This window comes from Candidatus Accumulibacter contiguus (assembly GCF_012940005.1).
Classification (GTDB): domain Bacteria; phylum Pseudomonadota; class Gammaproteobacteria; order Burkholderiales; family Rhodocyclaceae; genus Accumulibacter; species Accumulibacter contiguus.
In genome coordinates this window covers 15,741-29,710 of record NZ_SPMX01000070.1, presented here as the reverse complement: position 1 = coordinate 29,710, position 13,970 = coordinate 15,741, and the positions used below count along the sequence as shown (strand labels likewise).

The window sequence follows — 13,970 nt, the reverse complement described above, 5'->3', positions numbered from 1 at the left end:
GGTGCGGCAAACGCTTTACCGGGAGCGGGTCACCTTGCCCGTACGCAAGGGTGCGCCGGTCGTGACCGTGACCGCGATCCTGGCGCGAGAAGAAAACCCGCCGGTTGGGGAGGAGCCCATTGAATGGAAATTGCTGACCAATCGGACGGCGGAAACGCTCGAAGACATCGTACAACTCATTGATTGGTATCGCCGCCGCTGGCTGATAGAAATTCTTTTCCGCATTTGGAAATCAGGCTGCAAGATAGAATCCCTGCAGTTGGGCAGCATGGAGCGACTGGAACGCGCCTTGGTCATTTACCTGATTATCGCCTGGCGCATCCTGTCCTTGGTTACCTGGGGCCGGGACTGCCCCGATTTGCCCTGTGACGTGGTGTTTGATATCAAGCCGCCTGGATCGTCGCCCATCGCTCACCACCGCCGGATGCTCCCCCGCCCCTGGGTCAGATGGTGCGGCTGATTGCCGGCTTTGGCGGCTTTCTCGGGCGAAAACACGACGGGCATCCCGGCCCCAAGGCGATCTGGGAAGGGATGCAGAAGGTCAGGGCATTTGCCATTGCCCTGGAGGCTGGCCGTGCCGCCTATTTCAATGACGGATGAGTTGTGGGTAATCGGGTGCTATAAAAAGTGAACGCAACTGCCCCTCCGTCGCCGTTAAACCCCGCAATATCTATCGAGTAAAAATTAAACGGCTTCGTGTCGGTTCGGCTGAGTTTTAATACAATATCAGTGTACTGAGCAGGGATGAGCGTAGCGCCTCCAACATCGGCTTGGTATATGTTATTTTTTCCGGCCACCATAAGGTTGCCACTGCCACAACGGCCACTATATCCACAGGTTTCAATTAAGAACCCACCACCTAAATTGAGGCTCGGGCCTATAGGATAAATGTCTTGCCATATAAACCCATTAGAGTCTCTGGCCATATTGTTGAAGTCCACCACAATTAAGGCTTTGGCAACGAGGGGATGGCAGAACCAAAGGGCAAAAACCAATACGAAACGCACGAAGTTCATAGGTTGATCCTTGGCAGGTCGCAATACATAACACATACCTCCTTGGTAGCAACGCCGCTCACCGGAGGCAAACCGTCCGGCCAGTGACCCATAACCGCGCTACTGATTCTTCCAGCACAGCGCTTCGGCTGCCGCCATCAGCGGTCGGTCTTGCGCCTGAAGATGTATCTGCAGAGGTCGAGAAGTACACCCAGAAAAGTGGTCGGCGGCCGGTAGTACGCATCCTTGGACAGACGGCCGAGTTCCCGTACGCGGAGAAGATCCCCCCCAGCACCATGGGTGCGGTCAAGGACAACACTATCTGGCTCTTTACTGCCAACCTCAAAACGCGTGTGATTACTCACGAGAATGCCAGTATTGAAGTTATCCTCACGCTCCACCGAACCGCTGTGACTCCTGAACTGTTTTCAATGGGGGAAAATTCGCAGGTTTGTTTTTCCTCTAAGCCCTTTCTACAACCTCGACTGGCCACCCGTGATAGGAATAAAGAAATTCCCCTCCACCTAGCTTGTCAGTCAGCTTCACCTTCATGCGGAATTTTGTACCAACGGGAAAATCGGTAACTAGGCGACGAGAGCACTCGACAAACAAGTGCTGCGGATAGAACTGCCCCTCGGCAGGCCGAATATGGACTTCGCCATGTCTGCCAGCGGTAGAGTGCGGACTGAAACTCTCAACAATGATGGTATGGTATGCAAACTTCTTGTCCATAGCCCTTCCCCCTCGGTCCAAAGAAAGACGCCAACAGCATAGAAACCCCTTCCCGCGAGAAGATGGTCAGCTACCACTTTTCCTCAGCCCCGGTGAACCAGCTTGAACGAAGCGTACATACTGGCTATTAGGCGCGTGACCCACAGTGGAGCTTGAAAAGGCTTCCCCATGCACGTCATGCTTGTGCACAAGCATCTGCCCCGGTTTGATGATCTGACCGCACAAAATGCACCAAGCCGGCTTGTGTCGCTGCAAACAGCGGTTCCTAGATGCAGTGCTAGCAATCACCTTCCGACTTTTCTTCGCCACCGGCTGTATCTGCTTCATGTCAGCCCTCGCTTTCGGTACTGAAGCCTTCCAGGGTCTAGGGATTTGACCTCGCCTTGGCGCTGGATGAGGCGGGGTGTCGTTGCCAGAATGACCGCATCATCTACAAGGATATGTAACGATCTTAACATATAGGGCCAAAAATTGGGGGCGCTCTGAACGACCTACTTATATGCCCCACCACCCTGCCACCCCCCTTGGGTCCGATATACCCCCCGTACCACCGTACCCCCCGTACCACCGTACCCCTATGGCATTTATTCTGTGTCGTCGATAGCCGTACATCATGCATGCACTGGCGCACTATTTCCACGCAATGCCTTGTTTTTGTTGTGCATTAGCGTACCATGTGGTATCATAGCGTTGTGCTAGACGCACAAACGCCAAGGTTCGAGGTTAGCGCCTCTCGCCTTGGCTAACCACAACTTACTGACTTGGAGTAGATCATGGCTAATGCACATTTTACCCTCATGAGCGACGCGCAGTTTGACATTTTCTGGAAAGCACTATCCTCGGTAACCTATGCCCAATTGCAAGCTTCGTTGGCGCGTAGGGCGCGCCACCTTACCGATACTGAACTGCTCTACATCAGAACGGCGCACAAAGCCATACATGCAGACAGCATCGAAGAGAAAGAAGACTTAGCAGAGGCGTGGCTGGAAAGTGAGGCGATACATTCAACCCCCCACCTTACAGCACGTAGCTACGCGCTTTATCAGTTCGCCGATGTTGTTGTAGAGTCGATGGTATACACTGGCGTGTAGTCGCTAGCAGCGCAGCACGCGAAGCCGGGGAAACCCCCGGCTTTTTCTTTTTGGGGTAGCAGAATTGCGACTGGCCGGGGAAACCCGGCTTTGTCTTTTGGTGCTCGCAACTATCATACAGACCGCGGACTTTTTCACCGCGGTGCGCTTACCTTGCGGGGGCGTGCCTGCCCCAGGGGCTAGGGCGTGTTCTTTGGCACAGGGGTAATCAAGGGTATCGGCGCACAGCAGAACGAGGCGTACAGGGCCAGCGTGCAGGCTTGCCAGGGGCATTGCCTCTGCGTCGCCAATGGGGCGCCCCTCAACTATCATACGGACCGCGGACTTTTTCACTTGCTGCGCCGCGTGCCACCTTGCCCCCCCTGCTTGATCGCACCGCGCCATGCTAATGGCAAGTTCAAGCGAGAATCGAGCCAAGCCATGCACAGCCTGAACTTATAGGGTGCTGTCAGATGACTGGCACACCACTTGCTAGCGGTGCACTGCGCAATGATGGCGTCAAGGCTTGCAGGAGATGGCCCAGGGGGCGCTCAGGCTTGCGGGGGGGTACGAAGGTGTCGACTGACTGTAGATCGCGCCTTGTGGAGGCACAGTGACGAACTGAGGGGCGCAGTTGCTGAATGAGTCGCCGGCAAGCAGCCTATCGTCAGCCAGGGAGCTAGCCAGACCGTAGCCCCAACCATCGGACAAGGGCAGCGCTACAAAAAGCGGGTAGGAATGCGGGTAGGATCAGGAACGCAATCACCCGGAACCCTCTGAAACCCGCTTGAATGCTGGGGATGAAGAAAGCACTTGCGAATGTGTTGCACGCGACCGAGCCGCCCCTGAAAAGAAAGGGTGCCGGCGGCGGGCACCCTGGGTCGAACTGCCTGAAGGCGCGGATTCTAGCGGATTTCGCTCAAATAATCACGGACTTTGCTGGCATCGAGAAAGTAATGGCAAAGCTCGTGACCATCATGCAGGAGGACCGGGACGAGTTCGTCGTAGAGTGCTTCGAGCGCCGCGTCGGCGTCGACGTCGACTACCTCGATAGCCACGCCGAAGTCGGCCGCCAATGTTTCGAGTGCTGCTGCCATTTCCGTACAGAGATGACAGTAGCGACGCGAGACCAGCGTCAGCTTCGTCACCGGCCTCATTCGGTGCGGCGTTCGGGCAGACCCTTGATGGTGACGAAGGTCTGCAACTCGCCGCGGCGGACCAGCAAGGTCACGTTGGCCGACTTGTCGAACTGCGCGAGCAAACGGTTGAACTGTTCGCCGCTCTTGATTTCGACATTCTCGCCACGCGTGATCAGCGCCAGGATGACGTCACCCGGCCGCAGATCGACGCGCGCCGCATTGTTGCGGACATCCTCGATCAGTAATCCGCCATTGACCTTGAGTTCGCGCTTCTGCTCCGCAGTCAACTCGGACACCACCAAGCCGAGGCGATTGGCCGTTCGCTCGGCTGGCTTCGCTCCTCTGCTGCTGCGGGAAGCGACTTTCTCTTCAGCGATTTCCCCGATCACTACCGGAATATCCCGTGTAGTTCCCTTGCGCCACACCTGAATCGTCACTTTGCTTCCCGGCTTGGTACTGCCGACGATGCGTGGCAAATCGCTGGAACTGCCGATCGTCCTGCCGTCGAATCTGAGGATGACATCACCCGGTTCGATGCCCGCTTTCTCTGCCGGCCCACCCTTTTCGACGGCATTGACCGCTGCACCCTGGGCTTTGCTCAAACCGAAGGATTCGGCCAATTCCTTGGTCACCTCCTGGATGACAACACCGATTCGACCGCGGCTGACCTTGCCGGTGGCGCGCAGTTGCGCCTGCACTTCCATCGCCACATCGATCGGGATGGCAAAGGAGATCCCCATGAAACCGCCCGACCGGCTGTATATCTGCGAGTTGATTCCGACCACTTCGCCCTTCATGTTGAACAAGGGTCCGCCTGAATTGCCCGGATTGACCGCCGTATCGGTCTGGATGAAGGGGACGTAGTTCTCCTGCGGAAGAGAGCGTCCCTTGGCACTGACGATGCCGGCCGTCACGCTGTTCTCGAAACCGAACGGTGAGCCAATCGCGATCACCCATTCGCCGACCTTGAGGACACCCGGATCCCCCAGACGAACGGTCGGCAAACCGGTCGCTTCGATCTTGATCAGCGCTACGTCGGTGCGCTTGTCCGTGCCAATGACCCGCGCCTTGAACTCACGCTTGTCGGTCAGCCGAACGAGAATTTCGTCTGCTGCGTCCACGACGTGTGCATTGGTCAGCAGATAACCGTCGGAACTGATGACGAACCCGGAACCAAGAGATCGGCTTTCATAGTCGCGCGGGACGCCGGGAATTCCCGGCATTCCCGGCTGGCGGGGAATGAAGCGCCGAAAGAACTCGAACATCGGATCATTTTCATCGAAGGGGAACGGCTGTGCATTCCGCCCATTGCTGCGCAGCGACTGGGTGGTACTGATATTGACGACTGCCGGCCCCTGCTTCTCCACGAGTTCGGTGAAGTCAGGCAGTCCTCGGCTGTCGGCTTGCGCCAATACCGAGAAGACCGTAAAAAAGAAAGCCACAAGCAATTGTTTCATGGCAGCAAAAGCCTCCTGAACGTCATTGAATGGCAAGAAATATGCGGGCATCCTGGGCAAAATCAAGGCCGGATCGAAGGCTGCCAACGGGGATCACGCAGGATCTGCCGCTGCGCTCGCCGCAAGCCCAGCCAGCCGACCAGCAGACCGACGACGGCACCGCCGATTGCCGCCAGTTCGCCGCCGCAGGCCGACCCCGACAGCGCCCCGGCAAACAGCGCCAGCAGAGGAAGAGCATAGGCATACAGCGCACTGCGACCAAGCGAACCCTCGGCCACCGCCACCCGCACGCGCGCACCGACTCCACAATGATCAGGATTCCGTACCCGGACGGTGCGCGGCGTGCCGCACAACAGCTTGCCAAGATGCTTGCCCCCGCACCCTCCCGGCTCCCCGCAGCGACCACAACCAATTTCGTCCATGTGGATGCTTGCATGCTGATCATCCACGGCAGTCACCGTTCCCCAGGCATCCGTCATCATCAGTCCTCTCTCTCGCCGATATACCCTTGAATCCTTGATCGAGTTACCACCGCTGATCCGGCGAGGTGTCGAGAAGCGGTCGCAACTTTTCGGCTACCGCCTCACGGGCGCGGAAGATCCGCGAACGCACCGTGCCAATCGGACAACTCATGGCCTCGGCAATTTCCTCATAACTCAAGCCCTCGATCTCGCGCAGGAGGATCGCACTACGTAATTCCTCCGGCAGGGCGGCCATCGCCGCGTTGATCGTAGCACCAGTCTGTTTGGATTGCAGCAGACTCTCCGGCGTGTTGATGTCGCGCAACTGCGTGGCATCCTCGAAACCCTCGGCTTCTTCCGCGTCAAATTCGGTCGAAGTCGGGGCGCGGCGTCCCTGCGCAACGAGATAGTTCTTGGCCGTATTGATGGCAATCCGGTACAACCAGGTGTAGAACGCACTGTCACCGCGAAACAAGGGCAGCGCCCGATAGGCCTTGATGAATGCCTCCTGGGCAACATCCTCGATCTCGGCCTGATCGCGAATGAAGCGCGACAACAGGCGCGCCATCTTGCGCTGGTATTTCGCAACCAGTACCTCGAACGCGTGTTTGTCACCGCCCTGGGCGCGCTCGACCAGTTGCTGGTCAATTTCGCGTTCGCTCATGCTCTGTGCTTTTCCTTTGACATACGAATATCCGCGCGCAAGTATAGCGCAAGCATCGCAACGCCATCGTAACAGTGCATGACCGGCAATCATCAGCAAACGGGCCCGTGCATGCACCAGAAAAGCCGGAATGCGCTAGCCCATTCCGGCTTCGTCAGCCGCTGGCCGGAGGGTTTTCCGTCCTTGCCGCCAGATCCCAGATCCTATGCAGCATCGGCAAGCCAGGCATCGCGCGGCAGGTCGGGCACGCCGGGGGTGATCACAAAGCGAGTCATGGCCTGCGGATTCATCAGGCCGATGCCACCTTGCGCCAGGCGATAGGTGATTATCGGACGCGCAAAGAGACTGGTCAGGTTCATCAAGCGCTCGGCAAGCGCTGGCTTGCGAACGCCTTCGGCGAGGGTAAACAAGACATGACCGCCAGTAAAGAAAAACTCGATCCGCCGCGTGAAATGCTCTCCTTCGAGATAGCCTGCGAACGGTTCGGCACGCTGTTCGGGCGTCAGTGCCGTCAGCGTCAGGTTGCCGGGGCTGGGCAGGTAGCCGCTGAGGTCGCGAGCCGTTTCGATCTCCAGGCAAGCGATCGCCGCTGCGGCAAACACTTCGGTCCGACCCGCAGAGCCAATGATCAGCGGAGTGCCGGAGAAGAGCTGAGCGCTGCGTTGGAGGCTCGATAAAATCTGCTCGAGACTAGCCGCGTCGGTCTGGAAAAAGCGCCGCGCGCGGTTGGCCGTGGTGATGACCGTAATGCCGATCGCCATGCTGAGATACTCCATGAAAGATGTATTGCCTCCGATGACGAGCTAACGCCAGCGCAGGCGCGCCCTCAGTCGCTGTCGCGATTCCTCGCCTGCACCCACAACACGTCTGCCCGCCCGCCGGCCTTGTTGAGAGAGCGGCCCAGAACAAACATCAGGTCCGAGAGGCGATTGAGATACTTGCGAGCAAAATCGGAAACCGTTTCGGCATCTGCCAGGCGCACGATGCAACGCTCGGCGCGGCGGCAGACGGTACGTGCAAGATGCGCGACGGCAGCGGCGCGGGTACCACCGGGCAGGATGAATTCCTTGAGCGGCGAAAGATCGGCGTTGAACTGCTCGACCAGGTCTTCGAGTCGATCGATATGTGCCTCGCCGATGACGTTCATTCCCGGCATGCACAATTCCCCTCCGAGATCAAAGAGGTCATGCTGGACGCGAAGCATGGCCTGCCGGATGTCGTCCGGCATTTCTTCGGTCAGTAACAGGCCGATCATCGAGTTGAGTTCATCCACCTGCCCCATCGTCTCGATGCGCAGGCTGTCCTTGCCAATCCGGGTGCCGTCACCGAGGCCGGTGGTACCCGCATCGCCGGTGCGAGTCACGATTTTGGAGAGACGATTGCCCATGCCGGTTTTCCTGATCAAATAAAGATGATTATAGCGGAAGGCGTATGCGTGCCTCAGCCCGCAGCAAAAGCCTTGCAGAAACGCAGATCTTCGGGATAGGGGAAGAAATCCTCGAGATGACCGGCGCGAATCTTGTCTTGCGCGCTCTTCCAGAACTTCACGTTCAGCAAAGCGCGATGGTATTTGAGGAAAGCCGAACGCACCTTCGGCGAACCGAGCAGGAAGCTGGCAAATTCCTCGGGAAAGACATCATTTCGGCCAACCGAATACCAGGGTTCACCGGACATCTCCATTTCCGGGTACGGTGCTTCCGGAATGACCCGGAAGTTGATATCGGTCATGTATTCGATCTCGTCGTAGTCGTAGAAAACGACGCGGTTGTAGCGGGTCACGCCAAAATTCTTCCAGAGCATGTCGCCCGGGAAGATGTTGGCGATGGCCAGTTCCTTGATGGCGTTACCGTATTCGAGCACGGCGTGGTCGATCTGCGCCGGCGTCGCCGAGTCCAGATAGATGTTGAGTGGAGTCAGGCGGCGTTCGATGTAGAGGTGCTTGATCACCAGGTCTTCGCCCTCTTCCTCGAGCAGGGACGGCGCCAGGGTATGCAGCGCTTCGAGCAGTTCCGTCGAGAAACGTTTCTTTGGCAGCGCCACATGCGAAAACTCCAGCGTGTCCGACATGCGACCGACCCGGTCCACCTGCTTGACCAACAGATATTTCCGCTTGACGGTTGCCCGGTCCATTTCCTTCGAAGCCCCGAAGACGTCCTTGATCATCTTGAACACATAGGGATACGACGGCAAGGTGAACACCAGCATGACCAGGCCGGCAATCCCCGGTGCAATGATGAACTGATCTTCGGAATGACGAAGGTGCTGCTTCAGGTCGCGGAAGAAAAGCGTCTTGCCTTGTTTGCCCAGGCCCAGCATGGTGTAAATCTCCGACGGCGGCTTGTTCGGCATGATGCTGCGCAGGAAGGCCACGTAGCCCGAAGGAACTTCCATATCCACCATGAAATAGGCGCGCGACAGGGAGAACAGGACGCTGATCAGCCAGCCGTCGAGGAGGATCGTGTCCACCACCAGTTGGCCTTCCGGCGAGTGCACGACCGCGATGGCAAAGGGAAAATCGTCATGGCCGTTGATCGCCTTGCCGAAGAGATAGGCCGCCTTGTTGCGGTAGAAAGCCGAGTGCAGAACCTGGATCTGCGCGTTGGCCTCGGCGTTTGGCCAGTCGCCGAGACGCTTCCGAGCGGTGCGCAGGATGTAATCGACGTCCCGGTCGAGATTCTCGAAGGGCCTTTGCCAGTCGAAGTCGACGATGATCTGTCTGACCGTGTTGCGCAGGCCGGACTGCGTCGGGTAGTAGCTCCGGTAGGTCGGCGGGTAGGACTGGATATACTCCGTCGAAACTGCCGGCCGGGCAAAGATGTAGTCGTTGTTGAAATACGTGCGGTGCAGGATCTTCGAGCACACCGAGTTGAAGAAGGTCTCCGCGAGTTCGGGCTGCTTGTGGTTGATCAGTTGTCCGATGTAGAGCAGTTTGAGCTGCTGCCAGGTGGCATCGTCGAGCGAAGCGGCACCAAAGTTGGCACACAGCAGCTCGGCGGTCTCGCTGACACGGTCGTCGTAGGAACGAATCCGTTCGCGAACGGCGTCATGAACGCCCTTCCAGTCGGCACTTTCGAACAGCAGCTTGGCTTGCTGACCGTAGAGACGGATCAGTCGATAGTGCCGGTTGAAGCCATCGATCATCGCCTCGGCGATGCGTTGGGCAAGCACGTTTGCAACAGTCGATATGTCCATGAATTGAGCTCGATGGTCTGATGTGGAACGATTGTAGCATCCGCTGTGCTGCGCCGCACCAAGCCGCGGACGATGGCGGCAGGCGGGCAGTTCGGGCGCTCTCCTGGTCCGGAATATGCTGGCAGATCGTCTGCATTTGCGACATAATTGCGAGTGGTGCCGCCGGCGAATTTGCTTCAGACAGATCCAGCGTGCCCACGTACGCAGCATCGTCCGATCTGCGGGTTCCGAGTCACCGCGGGGAGCTGCACGGCGCCGCTGTCGGCACCCGCATCGGCCACAAGCAAACCACACTATATGGAGTTGGCATGAGTGCAAGTCTGATCACAATCCCGCAGGGCGGCCAGAAAATCATTCCGGGGGAAGCCATTCCCGACAACCCGATCATCCCCTTCATCGAAGGCGACGGCATTGGCATCGACATTACACCGGTGATGATCAAGGTCGTCGATGCGGCGGTTGCTAAGGCCTACGGCGGCGTCAAGAAGATCCACTGGATGGAAGTGTACGCTGGCGAAAAATCGACCCAGATGTACGGTTCCGATGTCTGGTTGTCGACCGAGACCCTCGACACGCTCAAGGAATACTCGGTTTCAATCAAGGGGCCGATGACTACCCCGGTCGGTGGCGGCATCCGTTCGCTGAATGTGGCACTGCGCCAGGAACTCGACCTCTACCAGTGCGTCCGTCCGATCCAGTACTTCCGCGGCGTCCCCTCGCCACTCAAGGATCCCTCGAAGACCAATATGGTGATCTTCCGCGAAAACACCGAGGACATCTACGCCGGCATCGAATGGGAAGCTGGTTCGGATGGCTGCAGCAAGGTCATCAAGTTCCTGCAGGAAGAGATGGGGGTCAAGAAGATCCGCTTCCCGGCAACTTCCGGCATCGGCATCAAGCCGATTTCGAAGGACGGTACCGAGCGCCTGGTGCGCGCTGCGATCAAGTACGCGATTGCCAACAAGCGCCGCTCGGTGACCATTGTGCACAAGGGCAACATCATGAAGTTCACCGAAGGTGCCTTCCGTGACTGGTCCTACGCGCTGGCCAAGAACGAGTTCGGCGGTGTCGAGATCGACGGTGGACCCTGGCTCAAGCTCCCGAACGGCATCATCATCAAGGACTCGATCGCCGATGCCTTCCTGCAGCAAATCCTGCTGCGCCCGGCGGAATACGACGTGATCTGTACCACCAACCTGAACGGTGATTACATTTCCGACGCACTGGCAGCACAGGTCGGCGGTATCGGCATCGCTCCGGGCGCCAACATCTCCGACCAGTACGCCTGCTTTGAAGCCACGCACGGCACGGCACCGAAATACGCCGGCCTCGACAAGGTGAACCCGGGTTCGCTGATCCTCTCTGCCGAAATGATGCTGCGTCATCTCGGCTGGACCGAAGCTGCCGACCTGATCATCACGGCGATGGAAGCGGCGATTGGCGACAAGGTCGTGACCTACGACTTCGCACGTCTGATGGAAGGTGCCACCGAGGTGTCCTGCTCCGAATTCGGCGACGCGATGATTGCCCGCATGTAGGCCAGTACTATTACTGCCATACTGACAAGGCCCCCGCAAGGGGGCTTTGTTCTTCCAGGACTGATCCCTCATGAATCCATCGAACAAACCACTCGCCGGTCTGACGGTCATCGAACTCGGCAGCCTGATTGCCGGCCCTTTCGCCGCGCGTATCCTCGCCGAATTCGGCGCCGCAGTGATCAAGATCGAATCGCCCGATGGCGGTGACCCCCTGCGCATGTGGCGCAAACTCTACGAAGGCACATCCCTGTGGTGGTATGTGCAATCGCGCAACAAGAAATCGCTGACGGTGAATCTCAAGCATGCGGCGGGGCGCGAGATTGTCCATAAGCTCGTCGCCGAGGCCGACATCGTCGTCGAGAACTTCCGCCCCGGCGTGCTCGAAAAGCTCGGGCTCGGCTGGGATGCCCTGTCGGCAATCAACCCCGGCCTGGTGATGCTGCGTCTCTCGGGGTTCGGCCAGACTGGCCCGATGGCGCAGCAACCCGGTTTCGGAGCGATTGGCGAATCGATGGGCGGACTGCGTTACGTGACCGGTTTTCCCGATCGGCCACCGGTCAAGACCGGAATCTCGATTGGCGATTCGATTGCCGCACTATGGGGAGTGATCGGCACCTTGATGGCCCTGCGCCACAAGGAGCGGGGCGACACCGATGGCAAAGGCGGGCGTGGGCAGGTGGTCGATGTCGCGCTGTACGAAGCGGTATTCGCGATGATGGAATCGCTGGTGCCCGAGTTCGACGTCTGCGGCTTCGTTCGCGAACGTACCGGCAACATCATGCCCGGCATCACCCCTTCGAACACGCACAGCACCCGCGACGGCAAGCATGTCACGATTGGTGCCAATGGCGACGCGATCTTCAAGCGCCTGATGGAGGCGATCGGTCGCGAAGATCTGGCCAAGGACCCGGAACTCACCGATAACGCCGGTCGTGATGCCCGCCGCAGCGAGCTCTACGCGGCCATCGACACCTGGACGACAGCGCACGACGAATCGGAAGTACTCGCCGTCCTCACCGCTGCCGAAGTCCCGGCCTCGCGCGTCTACTCGGTCGCCGACATCTTCGCCGACCCGCAGTATCTGGCCAGGCAGATGATCGAATCGGCCACCCTGCCCGATGGCAGGCCTTTCAAGATCCCGGGCATCGTACCCAAGCTGTCGGAGACGCCGGGCAGCACCGAATGGTTGGGACCGACGCTCGGCGAACATACCGACGAAACGCTCCTGCGACTCGGCTACTCAACCGCCGAAATCAGCGCCTTGCGCGACGCCGGCAGCATATGAATCACCAGAACAGGAGACCCGCATGAACCGGCGATTTGCCACAGCCGAACCATCGCGTTCGCAGATCGATTCGCTGCCAGGCCCGACGCTCATCGAATTCGGAGCCCCGTGGTGTGGTTACTGTCTCGCAGCGCAGCCCCTGCTTGAAACCGCATTGGCGGCCTACCCGAAGCTGCAGCATGTCAAGATCGAGGATGGTCCGGGACGCCGTCTTGGCCGTTCCTTTCGGGTCAAGCTGTGGCCGACGCTGATTTTCATGGCACAGGGACAGGAAGTGGCACGCTTGGTCAGACCGACGACTGCCGACGAAATCGTCCAGGCGCTGCGCCACTTTCCCAGTCAGTTTTGAAGAGGAGTGGCATCATGCACACCCGATTGCGTGTAGCCTGTTCAACGCTGCCATGAATGACGATCCGATCCGCAGTCCGCAAAGCGGTCGCCGGAAGATGCTGGCAAGCCTCTGTGTCGTCGGTGCGAGCGTCGGTGTCGCCCGTTATCTCGGGGAAAGACCACAGCCTCCGAGCGGCAGCCCGGTTGCTGCAGACTTTTCGGACCTGCCGCCAGGAAAGCTGCGCGTCCTCGATTGGCAGGGTCGCACGCTCTGGATTCTGCGGCGAACGGCCGAAGAGGTGTCAGCGCTGGCCGATCAAGAAAATGAACTCATCGACCCGCATGGCGAGCATTCGCTGCAACCCGAAAACTGCCGCAACCGCCATCGCTCGCTGCACCCCGACGTCTTCGTCGCCATCGGGCAATGCACCCATCAGGGCTGCACGCCGCAATTGCGCCGCGGGTCGGGCGTCCGCGGCCAGTTCCTGTGCCCCTGCCATGCTTCGAAGTTTGATCTGGCCGGACGCGTCTTCCGCAGCGGACCGGCGCCAGCCAACCTGGTCATTCCGGTGTATCGGCTCGACGGCGATCACCGCGTCGTGGTCGGAGAGGCGTAAGCCGCGCTGGCACTGGGACGGCATGCTATGCTGCCGGTCGGTATTTTCAGCGCAACTTTTGAGGAATAGCTCATGTCGCAGGTCGATGATGGACACCTCCCGGGCTTGAACCCGATCATGGACGGCGAGCACCGCGTCCAGCTTGGCCTGATCGATGCCTTGTGCGCTGCCGTCGAGGCACGTGCCGGCAGCGAGGAAATCGGCCAGATCCTGGAAACCCTGCTGGAGTACAGCAAAACACATTTCCTGTCGGAAGAACTGCTGATGCGGCTCGACAGTTATGAGGGCTTCGACGAGCATGTCGAAGACCACGCAGAAATGCTGGACACGCTGGCGGCCATGGTCGACACCTACCGGATAGGCGAAAAGGAACTGATCCCCGGACAGACGCGCAAACTGTTGGCTTTTCTGATCCACCACATCGAAACTCGCGATGCACGCTACGTGAGTGCCCCGCGCATTTGAATCAACGAAAAAACAAGCAAACGAA

At 58.8% G+C, this 13,970-nt stretch carries 16 protein-coding genes; 8 read left to right on the top strand and 8 right to left on the bottom strand.

Annotated elements, in window-relative coordinates; all coding sequences use genetic code 11:
• Together E4Q08_RS19675 and E4Q08_RS19670 are read left to right on the top strand one after the other, a co-directional pair.
• Positions 1 to 460, top strand: a 460-nt coding sequence (locus E4Q08_RS19675; protein ID WP_211203500.1) for a transposase, incomplete at its 5' end; no start/stop codon positions are given.
• The gene (locus E4Q08_RS19670) at positions 397 to 600 is read left to right on the top strand and encodes an IS4 family transposase (RefSeq protein ID WP_308240182.1); all 204 of its coding nucleotides are present in this window, start codon (positions 397 to 399) and stop codon (positions 598 to 600) included. The genes E4Q08_RS19675 and E4Q08_RS19670, both read left to right, overlap by 64 nt.
• Here E4Q08_RS19670 and E4Q08_RS19665 read toward each other — a convergent pair.
• On the bottom strand, positions 582 to 1,016 hold the full coding sequence (locus E4Q08_RS19665; RefSeq protein WP_169071610.1) for a hypothetical protein: 435 nt from the start codon (positions 1,014 to 1,016) through the stop codon (positions 582 to 584). The genes E4Q08_RS19670 and E4Q08_RS19665 overlap by 19 nt on opposite strands.
• A gap of 1,484 nt (positions 1,017 to 2,500) precedes the next feature.
• On the opposite strand from E4Q08_RS19665, the gene E4Q08_RS19660 reads away from it, so the two are divergent.
• A complete protein-coding gene (locus E4Q08_RS19660) occupies positions 2,501 to 2,818 on the top strand; it encodes a hypothetical protein (RefSeq protein ID WP_169071609.1) in 318 nt (105 codons plus the stop codon).
• Positions 2,819 to 3,702: 884 nt separating this feature from the next.
• Here E4Q08_RS19660 and E4Q08_RS19655 read toward each other — a convergent pair.
• The 7 genes from E4Q08_RS19655 to aceK all read right to left on the bottom strand — a co-directional run bounded on the left by E4Q08_RS19655 (position 3,703) and on the right by aceK (position 9,710).
• The gene (locus E4Q08_RS19655; RefSeq protein ID WP_169071608.1) at positions 3,703 to 3,954 is read right to left on the bottom strand and encodes a glutaredoxin family protein; all 252 of its coding nucleotides are present in this window, start codon (positions 3,952 to 3,954) and stop codon (positions 3,703 to 3,705) included.
• Entirely contained in the window at positions 3,951 to 5,393 is a 1,443-nt protein-coding gene (locus E4Q08_RS19650) for a DegQ family serine endoprotease (protein ID WP_169071607.1), read from the bottom strand. The genes E4Q08_RS19655 and E4Q08_RS19650 overlap by 4 nt, the downstream gene beginning before the upstream one ends.
• Before the next feature lie 62 nt (positions 5,394 to 5,455).
• Positions 5,456 to 5,875, bottom strand: coding sequence for a SoxR reducing system RseC family protein (locus E4Q08_RS19645; protein WP_248595025.1), 420 nt, complete (start codon positions 5,873 to 5,875; stop codon positions 5,456 to 5,458).
• 43 nt (positions 5,876 to 5,918) lie between these two features.
• Positions 5,919 to 6,518, bottom strand: a complete 600-nt coding sequence (gene rpoE, locus E4Q08_RS19640) for an RNA polymerase sigma factor RpoE (protein ID WP_034910596.1) — start codon at positions 6,516 to 6,518, stop codon at positions 5,919 to 5,921.
• Between the two features lie 203 nt (positions 6,519 to 6,721).
• Positions 6,722 to 7,279, bottom strand: a complete 558-nt coding sequence (locus tag E4Q08_RS19635) for a hypothetical protein (RefSeq protein ID WP_169071606.1) — start codon at positions 7,277 to 7,279, stop codon at positions 6,722 to 6,724.
• A 65-nt stretch (positions 7,280 to 7,344) separates the two neighbouring features.
• Positions 7,345 to 7,905, bottom strand: coding sequence for a cob(I)yrinic acid a,c-diamide adenosyltransferase (locus E4Q08_RS19630; protein ID WP_034910604.1), 561 nt, complete (start codon positions 7,903 to 7,905; stop codon positions 7,345 to 7,347).
• A 53-nt stretch (positions 7,906 to 7,958) separates the two neighbouring features.
• The gene (aceK, locus tag E4Q08_RS19625; RefSeq protein WP_034910606.1) at positions 7,959 to 9,710 is read right to left on the bottom strand and encodes a bifunctional isocitrate dehydrogenase kinase/phosphatase; all 1,752 of its coding nucleotides are present in this window, start codon (positions 9,708 to 9,710) and stop codon (positions 7,959 to 7,961) included.
• A 308-nt stretch (positions 9,711 to 10,018) separates the two neighbouring features.
• On the opposite strand from aceK, the gene icd reads away from it, so the two are divergent.
• From icd to E4Q08_RS19600, 5 genes are all read left to right on the top strand, one after another.
• Positions 10,019 to 11,248, top strand: a complete 1,230-nt coding sequence (gene icd / locus E4Q08_RS19620; protein ID WP_034910609.1) for an NADP-dependent isocitrate dehydrogenase — start codon at positions 10,019 to 10,021, stop codon at positions 11,246 to 11,248.
• Positions 11,249 to 11,318: 70 nt separating this feature from the next.
• Entirely contained in the window at positions 11,319 to 12,533 is a 1,215-nt protein-coding gene (locus E4Q08_RS19615) for a CaiB/BaiF CoA transferase family protein (RefSeq protein ID WP_169071605.1), read from the top strand.
• 22 nt (positions 12,534 to 12,555) lie between these two features.
• Positions 12,556 to 12,882 (top strand): thioredoxin family protein, encoded by a 327-nt coding sequence (locus tag E4Q08_RS19610; protein ID WP_034910615.1) that lies wholly within the window; start codon positions 12,556 to 12,558, stop codon positions 12,880 to 12,882.
• Between the two features lie 52 nt (positions 12,883 to 12,934).
• Positions 12,935 to 13,480, top strand: coding sequence for a ubiquinol-cytochrome c reductase iron-sulfur subunit (petA, locus tag E4Q08_RS19605; RefSeq protein ID WP_169071604.1), 546 nt, complete (start codon positions 12,935 to 12,937; stop codon positions 13,478 to 13,480).
• A 72-nt stretch (positions 13,481 to 13,552) separates the two neighbouring features.
• The gene (locus E4Q08_RS19600) at positions 13,553 to 13,945 is read left to right on the top strand and encodes a bacteriohemerythrin (protein ID WP_169071603.1); all 393 of its coding nucleotides are present in this window, start codon (positions 13,553 to 13,555) and stop codon (positions 13,943 to 13,945) included.
• The last annotated feature ends 25 nt before the right edge of the window (positions 13,946 to 13,970 follow it).